The organism is Streptomyces sp. NPDC002476 (assembly GCF_042889785.1).
Classification (GTDB): Bacteria; Actinomycetota; Actinomycetes; order Streptomycetales; family Streptomycetaceae; genus Streptomyces.
On record NZ_JBIARH010000026.1, the window covers coordinates 1 to 17786 of the forward strand.

The following is a 17786-nucleotide window of genomic DNA, read 5'->3' on the forward strand; positions in this document are numbered from 1 at the left end:
GGACCAGCGCGCGGCGTCGGATGTGGTGCATCGCAAGGCGGAGGGGCGTCCGCATACTGGACGTATGCGGACGTTCCGACAACGCGGCGAGGTGCCGCAGCTGTCGTCGCGCGCCTGCCAGGGATTACGGGACAGCCCTTAACCTGACCGGGGAGGACTTCTGCAACAAGCCCGACTAGCCGGGCAAGCCGAACACTCCGAACAAAGAGGGAGATCATGACCGATACCCCAGTTCGCCGCCTGAACGACGGCCGCGCCATTCCCGCCGTCGGACTCGGTACCTGGCCCCTGGACGACGACGCGGCGGAGCGGGCCGTCGCCGGCGCCCTGGGCCTCGGGTACCGGCTGGTCGACACGGCGCTGAACTACCGCAACGAGACGGGCACCGGCCGCGGGATCGCCCGCAGCGGCGTGCCGAGGGAGGACGTCTTCGTCACGACCAAGGTTCCGGGTCGCCACCACGGCTACGAGCAGACGCTGACGTCGTTCGAGGAATCACGGCGCAATCTCGGGCTGGAGTACGTGGATCTGTACCTCGTTCACTGGCCGCTGCCCCGCCTCGATCTGTACGTCGACACCTGGAAGGCGTTGATCCGGCTCCGCGAGGACGGGCTGGTGCGTTCGATCGGCGTCTCCAACTTCACCGCGGACCAGATCGACCGGCTGGAGCGGGAGACGGGGGTGCTGCCGGCCGTCAACCAGATCGAGATGCACCCGCGTCTCCCGCAGGACGAGTTGCGGTCCGTGCACGCCGCGAAGGGCATCGTCACGGAGAGCTGGAGCCCGCTCGCCCGCGGCCGGGGCGTGCTCACCGACCCGGAGGTGGTCGCCGTCGCGGAGACGCACGGCGTGACTCCCGGTCAGGTCGTACTGCGCTGGCACACCCAGCTCGGTGCCGTACCGATCCCGAAATCGGCAGATCCGGGACGGCAGCACGAGAACCTGGACCTGTTCGGATTCGAACTCACCGCAGACGAGCTGGCCCGCGTCTCCGCCGGGCCGCAGCGGCGCTACGGAGGGGACCCCGAGGTCCACGAGGAGTTCTGAGGAGCCGGGAACCGGGCCGGGCGGCGGCGCCGCGGTACGCCGAGAGGCCCGGGGAACTCCGGGCGGGCGCGCCGACGCCGGTTCACCGAGGCCGGGTCACCGGCATCGGCATCACCGCGAGCGCGGGGTGACTTCCGCCATCCGGGACCAGCCCTCGCCCGGCACCTCGACGTTGATGATCTCCGGCGTCACCGCGACCAGATCGGCCATCCGGTCCATCGCGGCCGTGAAGTGCTCCGACTTCACATGGGCCTCCCCGGCCTCGGGGGAGGCGAACGCCTCCAGCAGGACGAACTGGTCCGGGTTCTCGACGCTGGTCGACCACTCGAAGAACACGTTGCCCGGCTCAGCCCGGGTGGCGCGGGTGAAGTCCTCGACAGCGGGAAGCCAGTTGTCGCGCTCGTCGCTGCGCACGGTGAATTTCACGGCGATAAAGATCATGACATCATGTTCGCATACGTTAATCGGCATCACCCCCTCGGGCGCGGCCGGGCGAGGCGTCACGGTCAGGCGAGGCGTCCCGGCCGGACGAGGCAACCCGGTCCGGCAGACTCCACGGCCGGGCGGGGCGGCATCCCGCCCGCATCCGCCGTCGCGGTCAGCCGCTCCCTTCCGGCCTGCCCCGCCAGTCCTGCCTTTCCAGGAGGCGGCCCGTGGGTTCGGCGAGGACACCGTTCGCCGCGATCCGCGCACCGCGCAGCCAGGTCGACCGCACGACGCCGTGCAGAGTCCTGCCCGCGTAGGCGGTGACCTGGTTGCGGTGGAACAGCTCGGCGGGGTCGACGGTGAAGGTCTCGTCCGGGGCGAGCACCGCGAAGTCGGCATCGCGGCCCGGCTCGATCGCGCCCTTGCGGGTCAGCCCGGCCAGCTCGGCGGGGGCGGCCGACATCCAGCGGGCCACGTCGTCGAGCGAATGGCCCCGCCTGCGGGCCTCGGTCCAGATGACGGGGAGGCCCAGCTGGAGGGAGGAGATACCGCCCCACGCGGAGGCGAAGTCCGGGGTCTTGAGGTCGGCGGTGCACGGCGAGTGGTCGGACACCACGCAGTCGATCGTCCCGTCGGCCAGCCCCGCCCACAGCGCGTCCCGGTTGGCGGCCTCCCGGATCGGGGGGCAGCACTTGAACTCCGTCGCGCCGTCCGGGACTTCCTCGGCGGTGAGGGTGAGGAAGTGCGGGCACGACTCGACGGTGACCCGCACGCCGTCGCGCCGGGCGGCGGCGATCATCGGCAGCGCGTCGGCGGAGGACAGATGAAGGACATGGACCCGGGCGTCGAACCGCCGCGCGCAGGCGATGAGCGCCTCGATCGCGGTGTTCTCGGCGTCGCGGGGCCGCGAGGCCAGGAAATCGGCATACGCGGGGCCGCCGCGCATCGGGGCGGCGGCCAGGTGGCGCGAGTCCTCGGCGTGCACGATGAGCAGGCCGCCGAAGCCGGCGATCTCGGCCAGGGAGCGGGCCAGCTGCTCCTGGCCGAGCTCCGGGAACTCGTCGACGCCGGAGGGTGAGAGGAAGCACTTGAACCCGAAGACCCCGGCTTCGTGCAGCGGGCGCAGGTCCTGCACGTTGGACGGGACGGCCCCACCCCAGAACCCGGTGTCGACGTGCACCTCGGGCGCGGCCACCCGCCGTTTGGTGCGCAGGTGCCCGACGGTGGTGGTCGGCGGGAGGGAGTTGAGCGGCATGTCGATCAGGGTGGTGATGCCGCCCGCCGCCGCGGCCCGGGTGGCGGTGCGAAAGCCCTCCCACTCGGTACGGCCGGGATCGTTCACATGGACGTGCGTGTCGACCAGTCCGGGCAGCAGGACATCGTCGCCGAGGTCCTCCAGCCGGGCACCGACGGGCACTTCGGCGTCGTGAGGCAGGACGGCGTCGATGGTCCCGTCGGAGACGGCGACCGACGCAGGACGCGTCCCGTCCGGGGTCACGACGCGCGTCGAGCGCAGTACCAGATTCACGTCCGCCTTCACGCCCGCACCGGACACCCGTGCTCCTCACTTCTCGCTCCGGCCCGGCTCCGGCACGGTCACGCCCACCTCCGGCCCGGCTCGGCTCCGACCCCACGGCCACCAAGAAATTCAACGAACCGTTGAAGGAGTCTTCACGCGGGATCCGACCCCGTCAAGACCCTCCCCCGCCGCACGCGTCGGCCACCACCCTCACGCCCGCCGCCCCCTAGCATTTCCGCGCGTCGGAACATATGTCCCGGAAGGCGGAACACCTCGCGGCGCGAACGGAACGACCGCACCACCACCCCACCGCAGCCGCGAGACCGGGGCAAACGGGCTCTGACCGGCCAGGACGCCGCACCGGGAGCGGTGGGCCGATCGGGGGCCGCCCGGTAGGCTGCGGGGTGCCTCGCCCGGGCGGGGCACCCGCTTTTCCGTCCCGAAAGGACCGTTGACGTGCCGTCGCCCCACGCCAGCACATCCGACTCCAAGCCCGCCGCCTCCAGCGGCGGCGTGCAGTCCCTCGAACGCGCCTTCGATCTGCTGGAGCGGATGGCCGATGCCGGGGGCGAGGTCGGGCTGAGCGAGCTCTCCGCGAGCAGCGGACTGCCGCTGCCGACGATCCACCGGCTGGTCCGCACGCTGGTCCTCTGCGGATACGTGCGCCAGCAGCCGAACCGGCGGTACGCGCTCGGCCCCCGGCTGATCCGGCTCGGCGAGTCCGCGTCCCGGCTGCTCGGCACCTGGGCCCGCCCGTATCTCGCCCGGCTGGTCGAGGAGACCGGCGAGACCGCGAACATGGCGATGCTCGACGGCGACGAGGTCGTGTACGTGGCTCAGGTGCCGTCCAAGCACTCGATGCGCATGTTCACCGAGGTCGGCCGACGTGTGCTCCCCCACTCCACGGGCGTCGGCAAGGCGCTGCTGGCGCACACGTCCCCGGAGGAGGTGCGGGCGTTGCTCACCCGTACCGGGATGCCGGCCGCAACCGAGAAAACGATCACCTCTCCGGATGCCTTCCTGGAGGCGCTGGACCAGGTCCGCCGGGTCGGCTACGCGATGGACGACAACGAGCAGGAGATCGGGGTGCGCTGCCTGGCGGTATCCGTCCCCGACTCCCCCACTGCCGCCGCGCTCTCGATCTCGGGTCCGGCGGGCCGGGTGACGGAGGCGGCGACGGAGCGGATCGTGCCGGTCCTCCAGCAGGCCGCGAGGGATCTGTCCGACGCCCTGGCGGGCACTGGTTCCGCGGGCTGAGCCCGGACGCCGGACGCGGGGGCCGTCCGGTCCCGGGCCGGGACCGGACGGCGGAGAGGCCATGGGGCCCGATGAGATTCGGGGCCCCACGGCCGTACGGACAACCGCCCCTCAGGCCGGCGCGGGAGCCGTCAGCCGCCCGCCCTGCGGGTGCCGGCCGCCCGGTGCGATGCCCGCCGTGTACGCGGTGAGCGCGCCGATCCCGCCCCGTCGCTCGCCCCCCGCCCCGTCGCTCGGCAGGCGTTCCGCCCGGCCGGCGCTCCGCTCGTGCGGTCAGCCGCGCGGGGGTTCACCGAAGAGGTCCACGGCGACGCGCACGTCCCGGAGAGCGGATGCCAGCGCGCTGACCGATCCGATCGCCCCCGCGATCAGCAGCAGCGAACGCCGCAGCCGCGGGATCTCGGGCGCACCACTGATCGCCATCTCGTCCAGGGCCGCCAGCTCGTCCTCGGCGATCCCCCGGTCGGGGAATTCCGCGGGGTGTCCCGCCAGCTCCCTGCGGAGTCGGGAGACGGCCGTTCGCAGCTCCGTCACCCTCGGGTCCTCACCGCTGCTCGTCACCCGCGCCTGTCCCACACTTCGCAACAAAGCACTCCCCCTCGCACGTCCGTGTGCCAGTGTCCGACCGGGTCCCGGATTGCGGCCAAGTCTCCGGGGGTTCCCGCAAGTTAACGCCATGAAAGGTGTCGTGCGCCACTCCGCGGACAGAATTCAGGGGTCCCGTACGGGTGATCCGCGCGGCGCGCTGTAGACCCCGCCGCACCAGGTCATCGCACCCCTGTTCCACCCCGCCCGCCCCACCAGCCACTCGCGCGTCCCGGAGCGTCCGAGGCACCGCGCCCGGGGTAGGAACTCCGCATGAATCGAACAGATCGGGCCCCGGTGGTCGCGGGGCTGCTGCTCGCCGCGGGCGGTGGGCGTCGGCTCGGCGGGCGTCCCAAGGCGTTGCTCGAACACCGCGGCCGCCCTCTGGTGGAGCACGCGGTGCGGGTGCTGCGGGCGGGCGGCTGCGACCGCGTGCATGTGGTGCTGGGCGCCGCGGCCGACGAGGTACGCGAGCGGGCCGACCTCACCGGGTGCGCGGTGACCGTCAACCCCGGATGGGCGGAGGGCATGGGCTCGTCGCTGCGGGCGGGGCTCGGGGCCCTCGCCGCCACGGACGCCGACGCGGCCCTGGTGCTCCTCGTCGACCAGCCGGGCATCGGCCCGGAGGCGGTGGCCCGGGTGCGGTGCGCGTGCGGCTCCCGCGCCGGTCTCGTCGCGGCCACGTACGGCGGCGAACGCGGTCATCCGGTGCTGATCGGGGCCGACCGGTGGGCGGATGTCGCGGCGGCGGCGGTGGGCGACCGGGGCGCGCGCTCGTATCTGCGGGCGCATCACGACGCGCTCGGGCTCGTCGAGTGTTCGGACGTGGCCGAGGCGTACGACATCGACGGCCCGGAGGACCTGAGACATCTCGCGTGAGAAATGAGCCCTGAGGCACACGAGAAGTGAACCCCGAGGCGTGAGGGACTGGGCGACGGCGGCACTCCGTGCCACAGCCCGGCGACTTCTGTCGACCCGGAGAGTCTCGACATCAACAAATGATTGAATTTCCACTATGAGGAAACTAATATCCACAGACCCACGGATCGGAAGCCCTCTGCCCCAGACGGCATCCGCACCCACGTCCCGGAGCCCCGGCACCCCGTGCCGTGCCGGCCGACCGGCCACCATGAGGGCCGTCCGCACCGCCCGCCGAAGGAGTGACAGCTCATGTCCGCACCAGCGCCGTCTTCGCCGGCCATCGTCGACGCCGAGCCCCTGCCCCGGCAGGACGAGGTCCTGACCGACGCGGCCCTCGCGTTCGTGGCCGAGCTGCACCGCCGGTTCACGCCCCGCCGCGACGAGCTGCTCGCGCGCCGCGCCGAGCGCCGGACCGAGATCGCCCGCACCTCCATGCTGGACTTCCTGCCCGAGACGGCGGCGATCCGCGAGGACGGCACCTGGCGGGTCGCGCCGGCCCCTGCCGCACTGGAGGACCGTCGCGTGGAGATCACCGGTCCGACCGACCGCAAGATGACCATCAACGCCCTGAACTCCGGCGCCCGGGTCTGGCTCGCGGACTTCGAGGACGCGTCCGCCCCGACGTGGGAGAACGTGATCCTCGGTCAGCTCAATCTGATCGACGCCTACACCCGTTCCATCGACTTCACGGACCCGGGGACCGGCAAGTCGTACGCACTGAGGCCCGCCGGCGAACTCGCCACCGTCGTCACCCGTCCGCGCGGCTGGCATCTGAACGAGCGTCACCTCCAGCTGGACGGCACCCCGGTGCCGGGCGCGCTGGTCGACTTCGGCCTCTACTTCTTCCACAACGCCCGGCGCCTCGTCGACCTCGGCAAGGGTCCGTACTTCTACCTCCCGAAGACGGAGTCCCATCTGGAGGCGCGCCTCTGGAACGACGTCTTCGTCTTCGCCCAGGACTACGTCGGCATCCCGCAGGGCACGGTCCGCGCCACCGTGCTCATCGAGACGATCACCGCCGCGTACGAGATGGAGGAGATCCTGTACGAACTGCGCGACCACGCCTCCGGGCTGAACGCGGGCCGTTGGGACTACCTGTTCTCCATCGTCAAGAACTTCCGTGACGGCGGGGCCGGGTTCGTCCTCCCCGACCGCAACGCGGTCACGATGACGGCCCCGTTCATGCGCGCGTACACCGAACTGCTCGTCCGCACCTGCCACAAGCGCGGTGCGCACGCCATCGGCGGCATGGCGGCGTTCATTCCGTCGCGCCGGGACGCGGAGGTCAACAAGGTGGCCTTCGAGAAGGTCAAGGCGGACAAGGACCGCGAGGCCCACGACGGCTTCGACGGCTCCTGGGTCGCCCACCCGGACCTGGTCCCGATCGCCATGGCCTCCTTCGACGCGGTCCTCGGCGAGAGGCCGAACCAGAAGGACCGGCTGCGCGAGGACGTGTCGGTGGCCGCGGGCGACCTGATCGCCATCGGCACCCTGGACGCCAGGCCCACCTACGACGGCCTGCGCAACGCCGTCGCGGTCGGCATCCGCTACATCGAGGCGTGGCTGCGCGGCCTGGGCGCGGTCGTCATCTTCAACCTGATGGAGGACGCGGCCACCGCGGAGATCTCGCGCTCGCAGATCTGGCAGTGGATCAACGCGGGCGTGGTCTTCGAGAACGGCGAGCGGGCCACGGCGGAGCTGGCCCGCGAGGTCGCCGCCGAGGAACTCGCCGCGATCCGCGCCGAGATCGGCGACGGGGCGTTCACCACCGGGCAGTGGCAGCAGGCCCACGACCTGCTGCTCCAGGTCGCCCTGGACCAGGACTACGCGGACTTCCTGACCCTGCCCGCGTACGAGCGGCTGCGCTGAGCCGGCGCTTGCGTACATGACTGCCCCAGGTGCCGCCGTCACCTGGGGCAGTGCCATATCGCGATGAACTCGAAGTCAGAAATTCATCAGGAAGGTGTCAGGGTGACAAATCTGACCGGCTCTTCCAGGACGGCCTGTGCACCCTCGAGGTCGGCAAACCTCGTCGCCAGAGTCGCCTGTGCGAGGCGAGGCGGAAGCGCCTCACCGAACTTCAGCCCCTTTACCGCCCGCTGGTCGACGTCGGGCAGACAGAGCTGGTCCGACACATCGGCCACAGCCTGCTTCCAGTGCTGCTGGTCCACATCCTCCCGAAGCCGAATCCAGCAGTCGTTCGCCCGCTGGGCGGGCGCGGCCACGGTGCCGAGCGTCGCCGCAAGCGTGGCGTTGGCTCGATGACCGGCCCAGGTCCACCAGCGGACCTGCCCGCCGGAAGTGCGAGTGACGAGTGTGCCGCCCGGGTGCACAACATCCATGAAGTGGTCCCGTGCCTCGGCGAGCGCCGTGACCGCACGCCTCGAGAGGGCCACGTCCGGGTCGGCCCCCAGCAGGACCTCACGCATGGCTCGCATCAGTTCGAAAGAAGTGGCACGTTCGAGGCCGAGACCGCTCCACTTGGCTTTCCCTCCGCTGTCGGTCGGCTCGACGAAGCAGCGTTTGCGGTGCCAGTCGATGTACGTCACGAGCCAGCTCCGGCCTGCGAGGAGCAGCTTGCGCGGCCCTTCGACCTCCTCGGTGAGCAGATCGGGATCGGTTCTGCCGATCTCACTGCGCCCCTGCAACACGGTGAACTGAGGAGGCGAGGTGAAGACGGCCGTGAGATTCATGAAGTGTCGGTGCCCGAAGCGTCGTTCCGCCTCAGGACCGATGAAAAGCATGCCGCCGTCCTGGTCCAGGTATCCCTCTTCCACGAGATGGCGCACGATCGGCTCGGCCGGCTGCCCGAAGGGACCGAAGCCGTTCCACCACTCCTGCCACAGCTTGTCGCCCACCCGGTGTTCCTGAAGACACAGAGCAAGGAGCTGTTGAGCCACGATGTGGCGGGGCTCCGGGGGCGCGACGACAGGCTCGACCCAACCCCGTTTCCACTGGAGCAACAGTGCCGCTGCGGCAAGAAGTCCATCTTCGTCGAGCGCAAGGAACAGACAGTTGCGGCTGGTCCCCGCCCGGCGGCCGGTACGTCCGAGACGCTGCAGGAAGGACGCCACCGTCATGGGGGCATCGAGCTGAATCACTCGGTCCAGGTCACCCACGTCGATACCGAGTTCCAGCGTACTGGTCGAAACGATGACGCAGTCGCGCGCCTCGGAGAATGCCTGCTCCGCACGGCGCCGCTCGTCAACCGACAGAGAGGCGTGCGACAGAAACATGGTCACGCCTCTCAGGCGAAGCTTTTCGCCCAATTCTTCGACCAGGCGGCGCGATTCGCAGAACACGAGGCGCTTCTCACCCCGGTGAAGTGCCGCGATCACAGTCGCCGCGTTCTCGACCGAACCGACGTAATCAAGTTCGATGTCACCCGGCACCGCATGCGCACCCCGCTGCCGCGGCTCGTCGAGATGCGGTGCGACCACACGAGCCGAACGGCGGCCCGCAGCCGAACCCTGGAGCCATTGCAGAAGCTCGGCAGGATTGCCCACGGTCGCGGAGAGCCCAATGCGTTGCACGGGGCGGCCCACTGTCTTCTGAAGCCTCTCCAGCACTGCCAGTAGGTGCCACCCGCGATCGTCGCCGGCGAACGCATGGACTTCGTCCACGACGATCGCCTGCAGACCCGAGAAGAAGGCCCTGTGGTCGACGTTGGCACTGACCAGCATCGCCTCAAGAGATTCCGGTGTGGTGAGCAGCACGTCCGGCCGGTCGGCCAGAATCCTCTTTCGCCGCCCAGTGGTCACGTCCCCGTGCCAGAGAGCCGCAGTACGCCCGATCCAGCCGGTATACATCTCGAGCCGTGGTAGCAAATTGTTGAGCAGGGCCTTGAGGGGACACACGTACAACACCGACGTCCCCGACCATCGGTCCGTCGTCATTCTGGACAGCAGAGGAAAGCTGGCCGCCTCGGTCTTTCCTCCCGCCGTGGGGGCCAGCAGAATGGCGTCCTCCCCAGCCATGACAGGACCGATCGACTCCTCCTGCAGGGGGCGCAGCCCGCGCCATCCGAGGGAGTTGACGATGTGGTGCACCAGGACCGGATCCAGAGCATCGAGGGGGCTCACGGCAGTTCCAGTTCGATGTCGCCCGCATTCGACGCCGTTGCGTTGCGCTCCACTTCGTTCAGCTCGGCGCTGGACACGGTGAGTGCGTAGTGCTGCCGAGGATCGAACTCGTCGAACTCGTCTACCCGGTCGAGCACATCGGCGACGATTTTGCGCAGGAAGAGCCGCGGTGCCACGCCGACCCTCCCGCCGAGACCTCCCGTCACCGCGGCGGCCAGTTCACCGATGTACGCGTCATCGACCCGCGCCGCGATCCGCGCGGGGTTCCGGGCCGCTCCCATGTACAAGTCGCGTACGTTCCGCCCCAGTTCCCCGAGCCGGGGCAGATCGAATCCGGCCAGCCGCAGTTGCACGGCGCGCGGTGAGTCGAATCGCGGGTCGGTCGTGAAGTCGGTGGCGAGTCTCTGGGCCAGCGGGGGAAGCCGCTGCACACCCTGCTGTCCGTCGTAGAAGGCGGGCGTACCCGTAATCACCAGGAAGAGGCCCGGAAAGCGGCCCGTGTCGATTTCGTCGAGCAGTTGCCGCAGGGCGTTGAGACCCTTCTCACGCACGTCTCCGCGTACGCGCTGAAGGGTCTCGATCTCGTCGAGCACCACCAGCAGGCCGGGGTGACCGCAGTCCCGCAGTACGGTCAGGAGCCCTTGGAGAAAGCCCAGTGCACCGAAGTGGTCGAGATCGCCGCGTACGCCGGCTGCACGCCGGGCGGAGGACGCGACCGACTTCTGACCGCCCAGCCACGCGATGAGTGCCTCTGCCGTGGCAGCATCCCCGGCAGCCCGCGCTTCCCGGTATCCGCGAAGGGCTGCCGCGAACGCGGGAGTGGTGCGGGCGACATCGGCGAGGCGCTGCTCCAGGAGTGCGTCGACGGCAGTCCCGAGGGCCTTCTCGTCGTCGTCCTCCACTTCGCCCGCGTCGAGGATTTCCTCCTCCAAGGTGTAGAACCAGGAATCGATCACAGCCCGTAGGGCACTGGGCCGATGGGTGGCGGTGGTGAGTCGCTCGGTCAGCCGCCGGTAGACGGTTTCCAGCCGGTGCAGCGGTGTCTCCGTCTCGGAGATCTGCACTTCGGTGGTGGCGAGCCCTGCACGCTTGGCCCGTTCGGCCAGCCACCTGGCGAAGAAGGTCTTGCCGGAACCGTACTCCCCACGGATGGCGTGAAAAGCGGACCCACCCCGTGCGACGGTCGCGATGTCGTCGTTCAGCGCCCCGCTGAAGTGGTCGAGGCCGACTGCGAAGAGATCGAGCCCGGACTGAGGAACGGTTCCGCGGCGCAGGGCGTCGACCACTTCGCGGCGGCGTGCCGCGCTGACCTCGGTTGCACCGGTCATGGTTGCTCCGTTCCGAACTGCTCCTGGAGGAGCGGGATGTTGAGTTCCACGGTCCGCCCCGCGTCCACCAGATTGATCACGCCGTATCCCTCGATGTTCAGGAGCCGCTGCACGACGGTGACGAAGACTTCCGCGTTCCGCTGCGACCGACCGGTGGCCTCGGCCGCCGCTGCGGCCACGGCGTCCGGGGTGAGCTTGCCCCCGGCGTTGGCCAGCGCATCGATGACGGCGACGACGGCCTTGCCGTCCGGCGGGCGGCGTACGAATTTCCGCTGCGTCCTGTAGCGCTGCGAGCCGACGACCTTTCCACCCAGCGTCAGCGTCGCCGGTGTCACCTCGTCAGCGGCGAACAACGCCTCGCCGGCCTGGTTTTCCACGCGGCGCCGGGGCTTGCGTGCCGTCGGCTGCTGGGTCTCCGCAGGTGCTGTTGCGGCGTCGTTGCCGGCCCGCCACCAGGCGGGCACGGTCTGCTCGTTCGGCAGCACCACCCAGCCGGACGGCAGCAGTTCCTGCGACGGTACGAGCATGATCACGGGCACGGTCACCTCGGCGAGCGCGGCACCACCGTGGTAGCCGGCCTTGCGTGGCGTGTATCGGATGTCCTCGCGCCATGCCGCGACGATGGTGCCGCCGGCTTCCCTCACTCGCGGGCCGCTGAGCTCGACTTCGCCTTCGCCCACCTCGCCGGTACGCCAGCGGGCGCTCTGCGCCCCGGGCGCTTTCAGGGGCCCCTGCCCTTGCGGCGAACAATCGAGCACATGTCCGTGGTCGGATACGAGCATGACGGGACGACCGTATCCGCGTGCCGCATTGAGCAGATCCAGCAGGTGGCTGATGTCCCTCAACCGCCAACTGGTTCGCTCGCCTTCCTGCCCGTGGTCGAGGGCGTCGTCGATGGTGTTGAGTACGACGGCGACGACGTCGTCCCCGGCGAGCGCATCCAGCAGTTCGGGGGCGAGCCGATGTCCCTCGACGCCGCCGATCTGCCCCTTGTGGAACACCCTGCCGACGCGCCGGTGCCGCTTCCAGAACGCCTCGAACCCACTGCTCTCCGCGGCCTGCTTACCGTTGGCCGGTTCTCCCGAGAGCAGGGATGCGCGGCTGATGGTGGTGACGGAGGGCAGCATGGAAACGGCGGCATGACGTCGCGGAGGAGCGGCAGCGTGCGGTGCGGGCACGGTCTCGGTCCATACCCTGCGGTCGATCTCGTCGCCCAGTTGGGCCGCTATCGCGGCGCTCATACCGTCCAGGACGAGCACCAACGGGCTCGTTCCGGACGCCAGCGGTACGGCCAGCGTCGTGAGTACGTCCTCGATCAGGAGGGCTCCCCCAGGCGCCTGGGACGACGCGGTGCGTGTCCAGCCGGCAAGGCGTGCGGCGAACTGCTCGTCGAGGGTGCTGCGCCGTGCGCGTGCATTGCCGATGAGCAGGTGGTACGCCTGCCCCACGACCGGATCGCCCATGGGGTCTCCAGCCGCCAGGACACGCAGTGCACGGTCGGTCCACCCCCACTGGGCGAACTGCTCACCGACAGCTTGGCCGACGGACTCGACGGTCGGGGTCGGCCCGTCGAGCCACCTCACCACCCTCACTGCCATACGCGCCGCCTCGCAGCTCGCCGGGTGCAGGCGTGCCAGTTGGTGTGCGAGTACCTGGTCCAGAGCAGCCTCGGCCGCCTTGGAGGAATCCGGGAGAGCGGCGGCCAGATCCCGCAGCCGCGCCCTGAAGCCCGACGGCAGGAGCGGGTCGACGCGCAGCGCCTGCCCCAGCCCTGCTTCGGAGGCGAGCTCGTCGGCCCGGTCGAGCACGGCGTACACGCGTTGGCGTGCTTCGGCACCTGCGGGGGTACTGCCCTCGGCCTCGGCGATCCAGCGGGTGAGGGTGCCGATCACCGATGCGGTGAACTTGGGCAGGTCCTCCACCGAGCGCAGCGTGGGACCGAAGAGGCCCCCGAGCGCGAAGCTCGTCCCGGCAGGAGCCTCTGGTGCACTCAGTACGGAGCCCAGCACACCGAGTGCCATCGCATCCTGCCCTCGGCCATCGGCAACCAGGGAGAGCAGAGTGGGTGCGGCTGCTCCGACGGTGTCGGTGAGCCAAGCGGTCAGACCGTCGCGTTCTGCCTGCGGCAACTCCCGGAATCGGGCAGGGCCGGCTGTCGTCCGTGACCAGGCGAGCAGGGCATTCGTGTCCAGTTCGAAACGGTGGCCTGCAAAACCGCCTCCGAGACCGAGCCGCTCGCCCACCAACGCCCGTACTGCGGCGTCCCGGGTGAGGACCGATCCACTGCGCGGCCAGCCGGCCACTGGTTCGGCCTCCAGCAGCGCCGTGAGCAGCCACGTCTCCCTGATCATCCGGGGGTCGAGGTCGGCAGCACCGAACAGCTGCTTGACGATCTCGGCCCGGTCGACACCGAGGCTGCGGCGCCCCACCGCGTGGGCGCGCACGTCCCAGCCCAGATCAGCTGCCGGAATATCGCTGGTGACGACGAGCAGCTGACCGGCTTCCGAGCCGTCCAGGAGTTCCTGCCACGCGGCGACGATCCCGAGAACGGAGTCCTGGTCGGTGACCCTCACCAGCCGTTGCCTGCCGTCGATGCGGGCAGTGAACTCCGTCGGAGCCGTGTTGTCGTACCGTGCGTTGACGAGCAGAAGTCTGCAGTCCGCAGCACGGCGTAGCTCGGTCTCCAGGAGGGCTTCGACGATTCGCCGGTCGATGAGCGGCCGCAGAGCCATCAGGACTGCGTCTCGTCTTCGGTGGAGCTGGTGGTGCCGTTCTCGGCAGGGACCACTTGCCACGTGATCTCCACAGCCATGCCGGGGTGCGCGGCCGAGTAGGCCAGGATCTCGTCCCAGAGATTGTCGATGGCCTTGTTCAGCGAGTTCTCGACGTGGCTGGGCTGAAGCCTGACCGTACGGGAGAGGCCCGTGCTCGGCTGACCGGGGGTTGTGGCCGCGGCAGGGTTGTTGGAGGGGACGGACGGCCTGCCGTGCCGGGTGAGGGATACGTCGTCGGCGGCGGGCGGTTCGGGAGCCGCCACCGCGTGCGGCGCGACGGGAGTCTCCACCTGGGTCAGCCGGGCCGCGTCCTGGACCAGGGCAACGGCCCTGGTCCGGATCGATTCGAGCACGGGGATCAGCGAGCGCTCGAATTCACTGGTCGCAGCGGTATCCGCGATCTCCGCGAGGAGCCTGTCGGCTCGTTCCCCCACGCTGTCCTGACGCCCCGCGAACCCTCGCACGCCGTCCAGGAGCGCCCAGTCCGCGTCGTCGAGCGCCTGGAGGACGTCGCGTGCCGAGGTGAGCGCGGTGGCGAGCACAGCGTCACCGGTGTCATGGGAGGCACCTGCCAGTTCCCGTACGAGCCCGGTCGCGTCCCGGTGGCGCCCGAGACGGGCCAGCAGGTCCGCCGCGTCCTTTCCGGAGGACAGCCGCTCGCTGGTCTCCCGGTCCATACCGAGTGCCTCCGCGTGCCTGCTCAGCGAAGTACGCAAGGCGTTGACCGACTGCTCGTATTCCGCGACCTTCTCGCTGACGCAGGTGAAGAGCTTGTTCACATTCCGCGCGAACAGAGTCGGCTGGACGGACACGCCGAAGAGCCTCGCCGCCCGTGCCCTCGCGGTGTCATATTCCTCTTCGGTCGGCAACTGCTGGGCTCGCAGTCCAAAGCCTGCGCCGATGCGCTCCAGCTCCGGCGGCTGGGACAGCGGGCTGCCGTGGTAGGTCCAGGCGCGGTCGTCGAGCAGTGCGTAGGTCGCGATGACCAGGTTGCTGATGTTCTTGTCGAGGCCGGTCCAGCCGAGATCCTCGGCAATCCAGGTGCGGATCTCCTCGGCTGTCAGGTCCGCGGCCCCGGGGCGGTGCTGGTGGGCGGCCTGGTTGATACGCGCGCGCCAGTCGTTGCGCAGAACGAGCGGGCCGTCGTGGACCTGACCGAGTTCCAGCGGTTCCACGACTCTCTTGACGATCTTGAGATGGTGGCTGTCGACCTCGATGCGGCGGCCCCCGTCATCCATGGCACGGGTGATCCAGGTCAGAGCGGTCTTCAGCTCTCCCAGGCCGACAGCCTTACGGTCTCCGGTCCTGGTGAAGTCGGGGTGCTTGGGATAAAGAGCGTGAAAGACGCCGTCGGCAAGGTGCTGCAGGTTGTCCTGGAAGGACTTGCCTCCCTGCAGCTGCGGCCTCGCGTACTCGGGCAGCAGCGACAGGACGTGCTTGCCCTCACTCACCTCCGCGGAGACGCTGTTCTCGTCCACCTTCGCAATGCCGTACAGCTGAGCGAGCGTCGCGGTGAGCTGTGAGGTGAGGGTGTCGCGCTGGGCAGCGAGCTGGTGGCGCACGCGCACCCGGTCGTCGGAGTGGAGGTGACCCGCGTAATCGTCGAGCCGGTCCCTCTCCAACAGATAATTGATCTTGATCAGCCGTCCGAGCTGGGCACTCTTCTGCTCGGAGAAGAACGAGGGCAGCCAGATCAGCGTCGGAGCCATGAGCCCTTCGGACCGAAGCATCTCGACGCGCTGTGCGTCGTCATTCGGGTAGTGCTGACCGTCGTCGAAGGGGTAGTCCAGAATGAACCGGGCCCTCCCGTCAACGCCCGGGTGGAACTGGTCGGCGGAAAGCTGCGTGGTGTCACGGACGTTTTCGAAGACGAACTCGGCGGTGCGCTTCGTCCCCTGCCACACGATTTCGTGTTCGCACACGAAGGCTCCGGAGTCCTTGAGTCCGAGCGCTTTCCACAGCTGGTCCTTGACCCAGATGCGCCGGGCTCCGGTCCTGTCCTCGTCGGCGACCATGTCGAGCAGCGGCTCGATGTCCAGGTCGGACAGATGAAGGGTGAAGACGGGATCCTGGTCGCCATCGGCACGAATTTCACCGAACTCGGCCTGCAGCTCACGCAGTCGGGTCACCACGAGCGACCCGGGAGCGACGGTACGGGAGCGGATCGAGCCGTGATTCAGCGCGGCGATCCGCCCGCCGGTGAGCCTCTTGAGCGCCGGGACGTCGGGGGCGAGCGCCGCAAGAAGCAGGGTCTTGACGAACCGGTCGTCGGCAATGAACTTTTCGCTCTGCTCGGAGCCGTACTTCTCCAGAAGATGCGCCCGGACCTTTGCGTGGAAGGTGTGCGCGGCCTCGGCCTCGTTCTTGAGCCGGTCGGTGAAGGCTTCCCCGGTACCGTCCGAGAGCACGTCCCACAGATCACCGAGGGGGATCAGTTCGCCCAGCTTGATGTCCGCGCGCCGCCTCCGAAGCATCTCCTGCAACAGTTTGAGACCAGTGCGTTCGCGCTGCAGAGCGCCGGAGAGCGCCACAAGAACATTGAGCAATGCGGGTGAAAGGGGGTATACCGCCCGAAAGTCTGACCAATCGGCATGTGTCGCGCCATGAGCATCGAGCAGAACGTCCTTGACCTGCGAGTTGCTCGACTCGATGGTCACGAAGGCATCATCGAGAGCAGCCCGGGCGAGCTGGTCCTTGGGCTTGAGAATGCGCTCCTTGATGATCTCCGGCAGATTGCGGTCCTCAAGGCTGATCACATCGAAGCGTCCGGCAAGGTATTCGACCTGCTGTTCCAGATTTTTCACATCCGCGCCCACTACGTCGGCGCCGACGAGCTGGGAGAGATCGCGCTGTCGGGAGATGAGCGAGACGATCGGGACCGGTCGCGCGCTGTCTCCCGACTCGATCAGCTTGACCAACTTGCTGACCTCGGAGTTCACCTTCTCGCGGTTCGACATGTGCGCCTGCAGCCAGAGGATCAGCTCATCGAGGAAGAGAATGATGCCGTCGTAGCCGAGCGATTTGGCGTGCCGACTGATCACGGCGAGACCGTTCTCCAGCGGCAGGAACGCCTGCGCATCGCCTCGGGCACCCTCGGCGTACGAAGACATCGGCCCGGTCAGCAGCGCGGATACCAGTCGATCCCGCAGAGGATCACCGGCGTGCGCGGAAAAAGCGCGGTGCAGTTCGGCCGGTGTCCATTGCGTGGTGGCCCCGTCGATCACATCCAGATCGTCCTCGACCACTTCGGACGCACCACCGGTCACAGGCAGCAACTCCGCGAAGGCCGCATCACCGATCGCCCTGCGGAACCGCTCGGCGTCGGCAAGCATGGAGTCCGCTCGATAGACGGGCGGCACTGGCGCATCGGGGTGGAGCCGCCGCACCTCGGCGACGTACCCACCGAGCAGTGCCGAGTCCAGGTCGGTCGAACCGACGAGGTGGTACGGCACCATCAGGAACCGCTTGCCCTTCAGCCAGTCGTCGTGTTCGGCGATGACTTCCTGGAGCCTCGGCTTGGCACGGGCAGCCGGCACGTTGTTCAGCACCGCGTGCAGCACGGCCAGGAAGTGGCTCTTACCCGAACCGAACGAACCGTGGAGGTAGGCGGCGTGCGAGTTACCACCGCGAGCCGCGGCACGCACGATCCCGAGGGCCTTGCCGAAGGCTGCCTTGAGCTGGTCGGTGACCACGTACTCGGCGACCCGGGCATCGGTTTCGGTGAAGCCCCCTGTGAGCTCCACCTTGAAATCGCCGGCATGGACGTCTTCCTTGATGTCGATGACATCCCGCAGGAAGAGCTCATTGGTGGGCATCGGTGGCTCTCGTTCCCTCACTCGGCGGTTCA

Annotated in this window: 11 protein-coding genes; 4 read left to right on the forward strand and 7 right to left on the reverse strand. The window is 69.1% G+C overall.

What is annotated here, in order from left to right:
* Positions 1-216: 216 nt before the first annotated feature.
* Positions 217-1047, forward strand: a complete 831-nt coding sequence (locus tag ACFYXM_RS25615; protein ID WP_389292690.1) for an aldo/keto reductase — start codon at positions 217-219, stop codon at positions 1045-1047.
* A 111-nt stretch (positions 1048-1158) separates the two neighbouring features.
* Here the strand turns inward: ACFYXM_RS25615 and ACFYXM_RS25620 are convergent, their stop codons facing one another.
* Together ACFYXM_RS25620 and allB are read right to left on the reverse strand one after the other, a co-directional pair.
* Complete coding sequence (locus tag ACFYXM_RS25620) at positions 1159-1488, reverse strand: putative quinol monooxygenase (RefSeq protein ID WP_389292692.1); 330 nt, start codon at positions 1486-1488, stop codon at positions 1159-1161.
* Between the two features lie 157 nt (positions 1489-1645).
* On the reverse strand, positions 1646-3028 hold the full coding sequence (gene allB, locus ACFYXM_RS25625) for an allantoinase AllB (protein WP_389292693.1): 1383 nt from the start codon (positions 3026-3028) through the stop codon (positions 1646-1648).
* 420 nt (positions 3029-3448) lie between these two features.
* Here allB and ACFYXM_RS25630 point away from each other — a divergent pair, with 420 nt between their 5' ends.
* Positions 3449-4249 (forward strand): IclR family transcriptional regulator, encoded by an 801-nt coding sequence (locus ACFYXM_RS25630; RefSeq protein ID WP_389292695.1) that lies wholly within the window; start codon positions 3449-3451, stop codon positions 4247-4249.
* Between the two features lie 273 nt (positions 4250-4522).
* Here ACFYXM_RS25630 and ACFYXM_RS25635 read toward each other — a convergent pair whose 3' ends face one another.
* A complete protein-coding gene (locus ACFYXM_RS25635; RefSeq protein WP_389292811.1) occupies positions 4523-4825 on the reverse strand; it encodes a DUF5955 family protein in 303 nt (100 codons plus the stop codon).
* Positions 4826-5107: 282 nt separating this feature from the next.
* On the opposite strand from ACFYXM_RS25635, the gene ACFYXM_RS25640 reads away from it, so the two are divergent.
* Together ACFYXM_RS25640 and aceB are read left to right on the forward strand one after the other, a co-directional pair.
* On the forward strand, positions 5108-5713 hold the full coding sequence (locus ACFYXM_RS25640; protein ID WP_389292696.1) for an NTP transferase domain-containing protein: 606 nt from the start codon (positions 5108-5110) through the stop codon (positions 5711-5713).
* A 291-nt stretch (positions 5714-6004) separates the two neighbouring features.
* Complete coding sequence (gene aceB, locus ACFYXM_RS25645; RefSeq protein ID WP_389292697.1) at positions 6005-7624, forward strand: malate synthase A; 1620 nt, start codon at positions 6005-6007, stop codon at positions 7622-7624.
* A gap of 86 nt (positions 7625-7710) precedes the next feature.
* Here the strand turns inward: aceB and ACFYXM_RS25650 are convergent, their stop codons facing one another.
* The 4 genes from ACFYXM_RS25650 to ACFYXM_RS25665 are packed head-to-tail and all read right to left on the reverse strand — an operon-like array spanning position 7711 to position 17754.
* The gene (locus ACFYXM_RS25650; RefSeq protein WP_389292698.1) at positions 7711-9837 is read right to left on the reverse strand and encodes a DEAD/DEAH box helicase; all 2127 of its coding nucleotides are present in this window, start codon (positions 9835-9837) and stop codon (positions 7711-7713) included.
* The gene (brxD, locus tag ACFYXM_RS25655; protein WP_389292700.1) at positions 9834-11165 is read right to left on the reverse strand and encodes a BREX system ATP-binding protein BrxD; all 1332 of its coding nucleotides are present in this window, start codon (positions 11163-11165) and stop codon (positions 9834-9836) included. Before brxD ends, ACFYXM_RS25650 begins: the two co-directional genes overlap by 4 nt.
* Complete coding sequence (gene pglZ, locus ACFYXM_RS25660) at positions 11162-13897, reverse strand: BREX-2 system phosphatase PglZ (protein ID WP_389292701.1); 2736 nt, start codon at positions 13895-13897, stop codon at positions 11162-11164. The genes brxD and pglZ overlap by 4 nt, the downstream gene beginning before the upstream one ends.
* Positions 13897-17754 (reverse strand): PglY protein, encoded by a 3858-nt coding sequence (locus ACFYXM_RS25665; RefSeq protein ID WP_389292703.1) that lies wholly within the window; start codon positions 17752-17754, stop codon positions 13897-13899. Before ACFYXM_RS25665 ends, pglZ begins: the two co-directional genes overlap by 1 nt.
* Between the last annotated feature and the right edge of the window lie 32 nt (positions 17755-17786).

Excerpts from the sequence above, each read along its gene's own strand:
- ACFYXM_RS25615 (WP_389292690.1), top strand. The coding sequence starts at position 217 with ATGACCGATACCCCAGTTCGCCGCCTGAACGACGGCCGCGCCATTCCC.
- ACFYXM_RS25620 (WP_389292692.1), bottom strand. The coding sequence starts at position 1,488 with ATGATCTTTATCGCCGTGAAATTCACCGTGCGCAGCGACGAGCGCGAC.
- ACFYXM_RS25640 (WP_389292696.1), top strand. The coding sequence starts at position 5,108 with ATGAATCGAACAGATCGGGCCCCGGTGGTCGCGGGGCTGCTGCTCGCC.
- aceB (WP_389292697.1), top strand. The coding sequence starts at position 6,005 with ATGTCCGCACCAGCGCCGTCTTCGCCGGCCATCGTCGACGCCGAGCCC.
- brxD (WP_389292700.1), bottom strand. The coding sequence starts at position 11,165 with ATGACCGGTGCAACCGAGGTCAGCGCGGCACGCCGCCGCGAAGTGGTC.
- pglZ (WP_389292701.1), bottom strand. The coding sequence starts at position 13,897 with ATGGCTCTGCGGCCGCTCATCGACCGGCGAATCGTCGAAGCCCTCCTG.
- ACFYXM_RS25665 (WP_389292703.1), bottom strand. The coding sequence starts at position 17,754 with ATGCCCACCAATGAGCTCTTCCTGCGGGATGTCATCGACATCAAGGAA.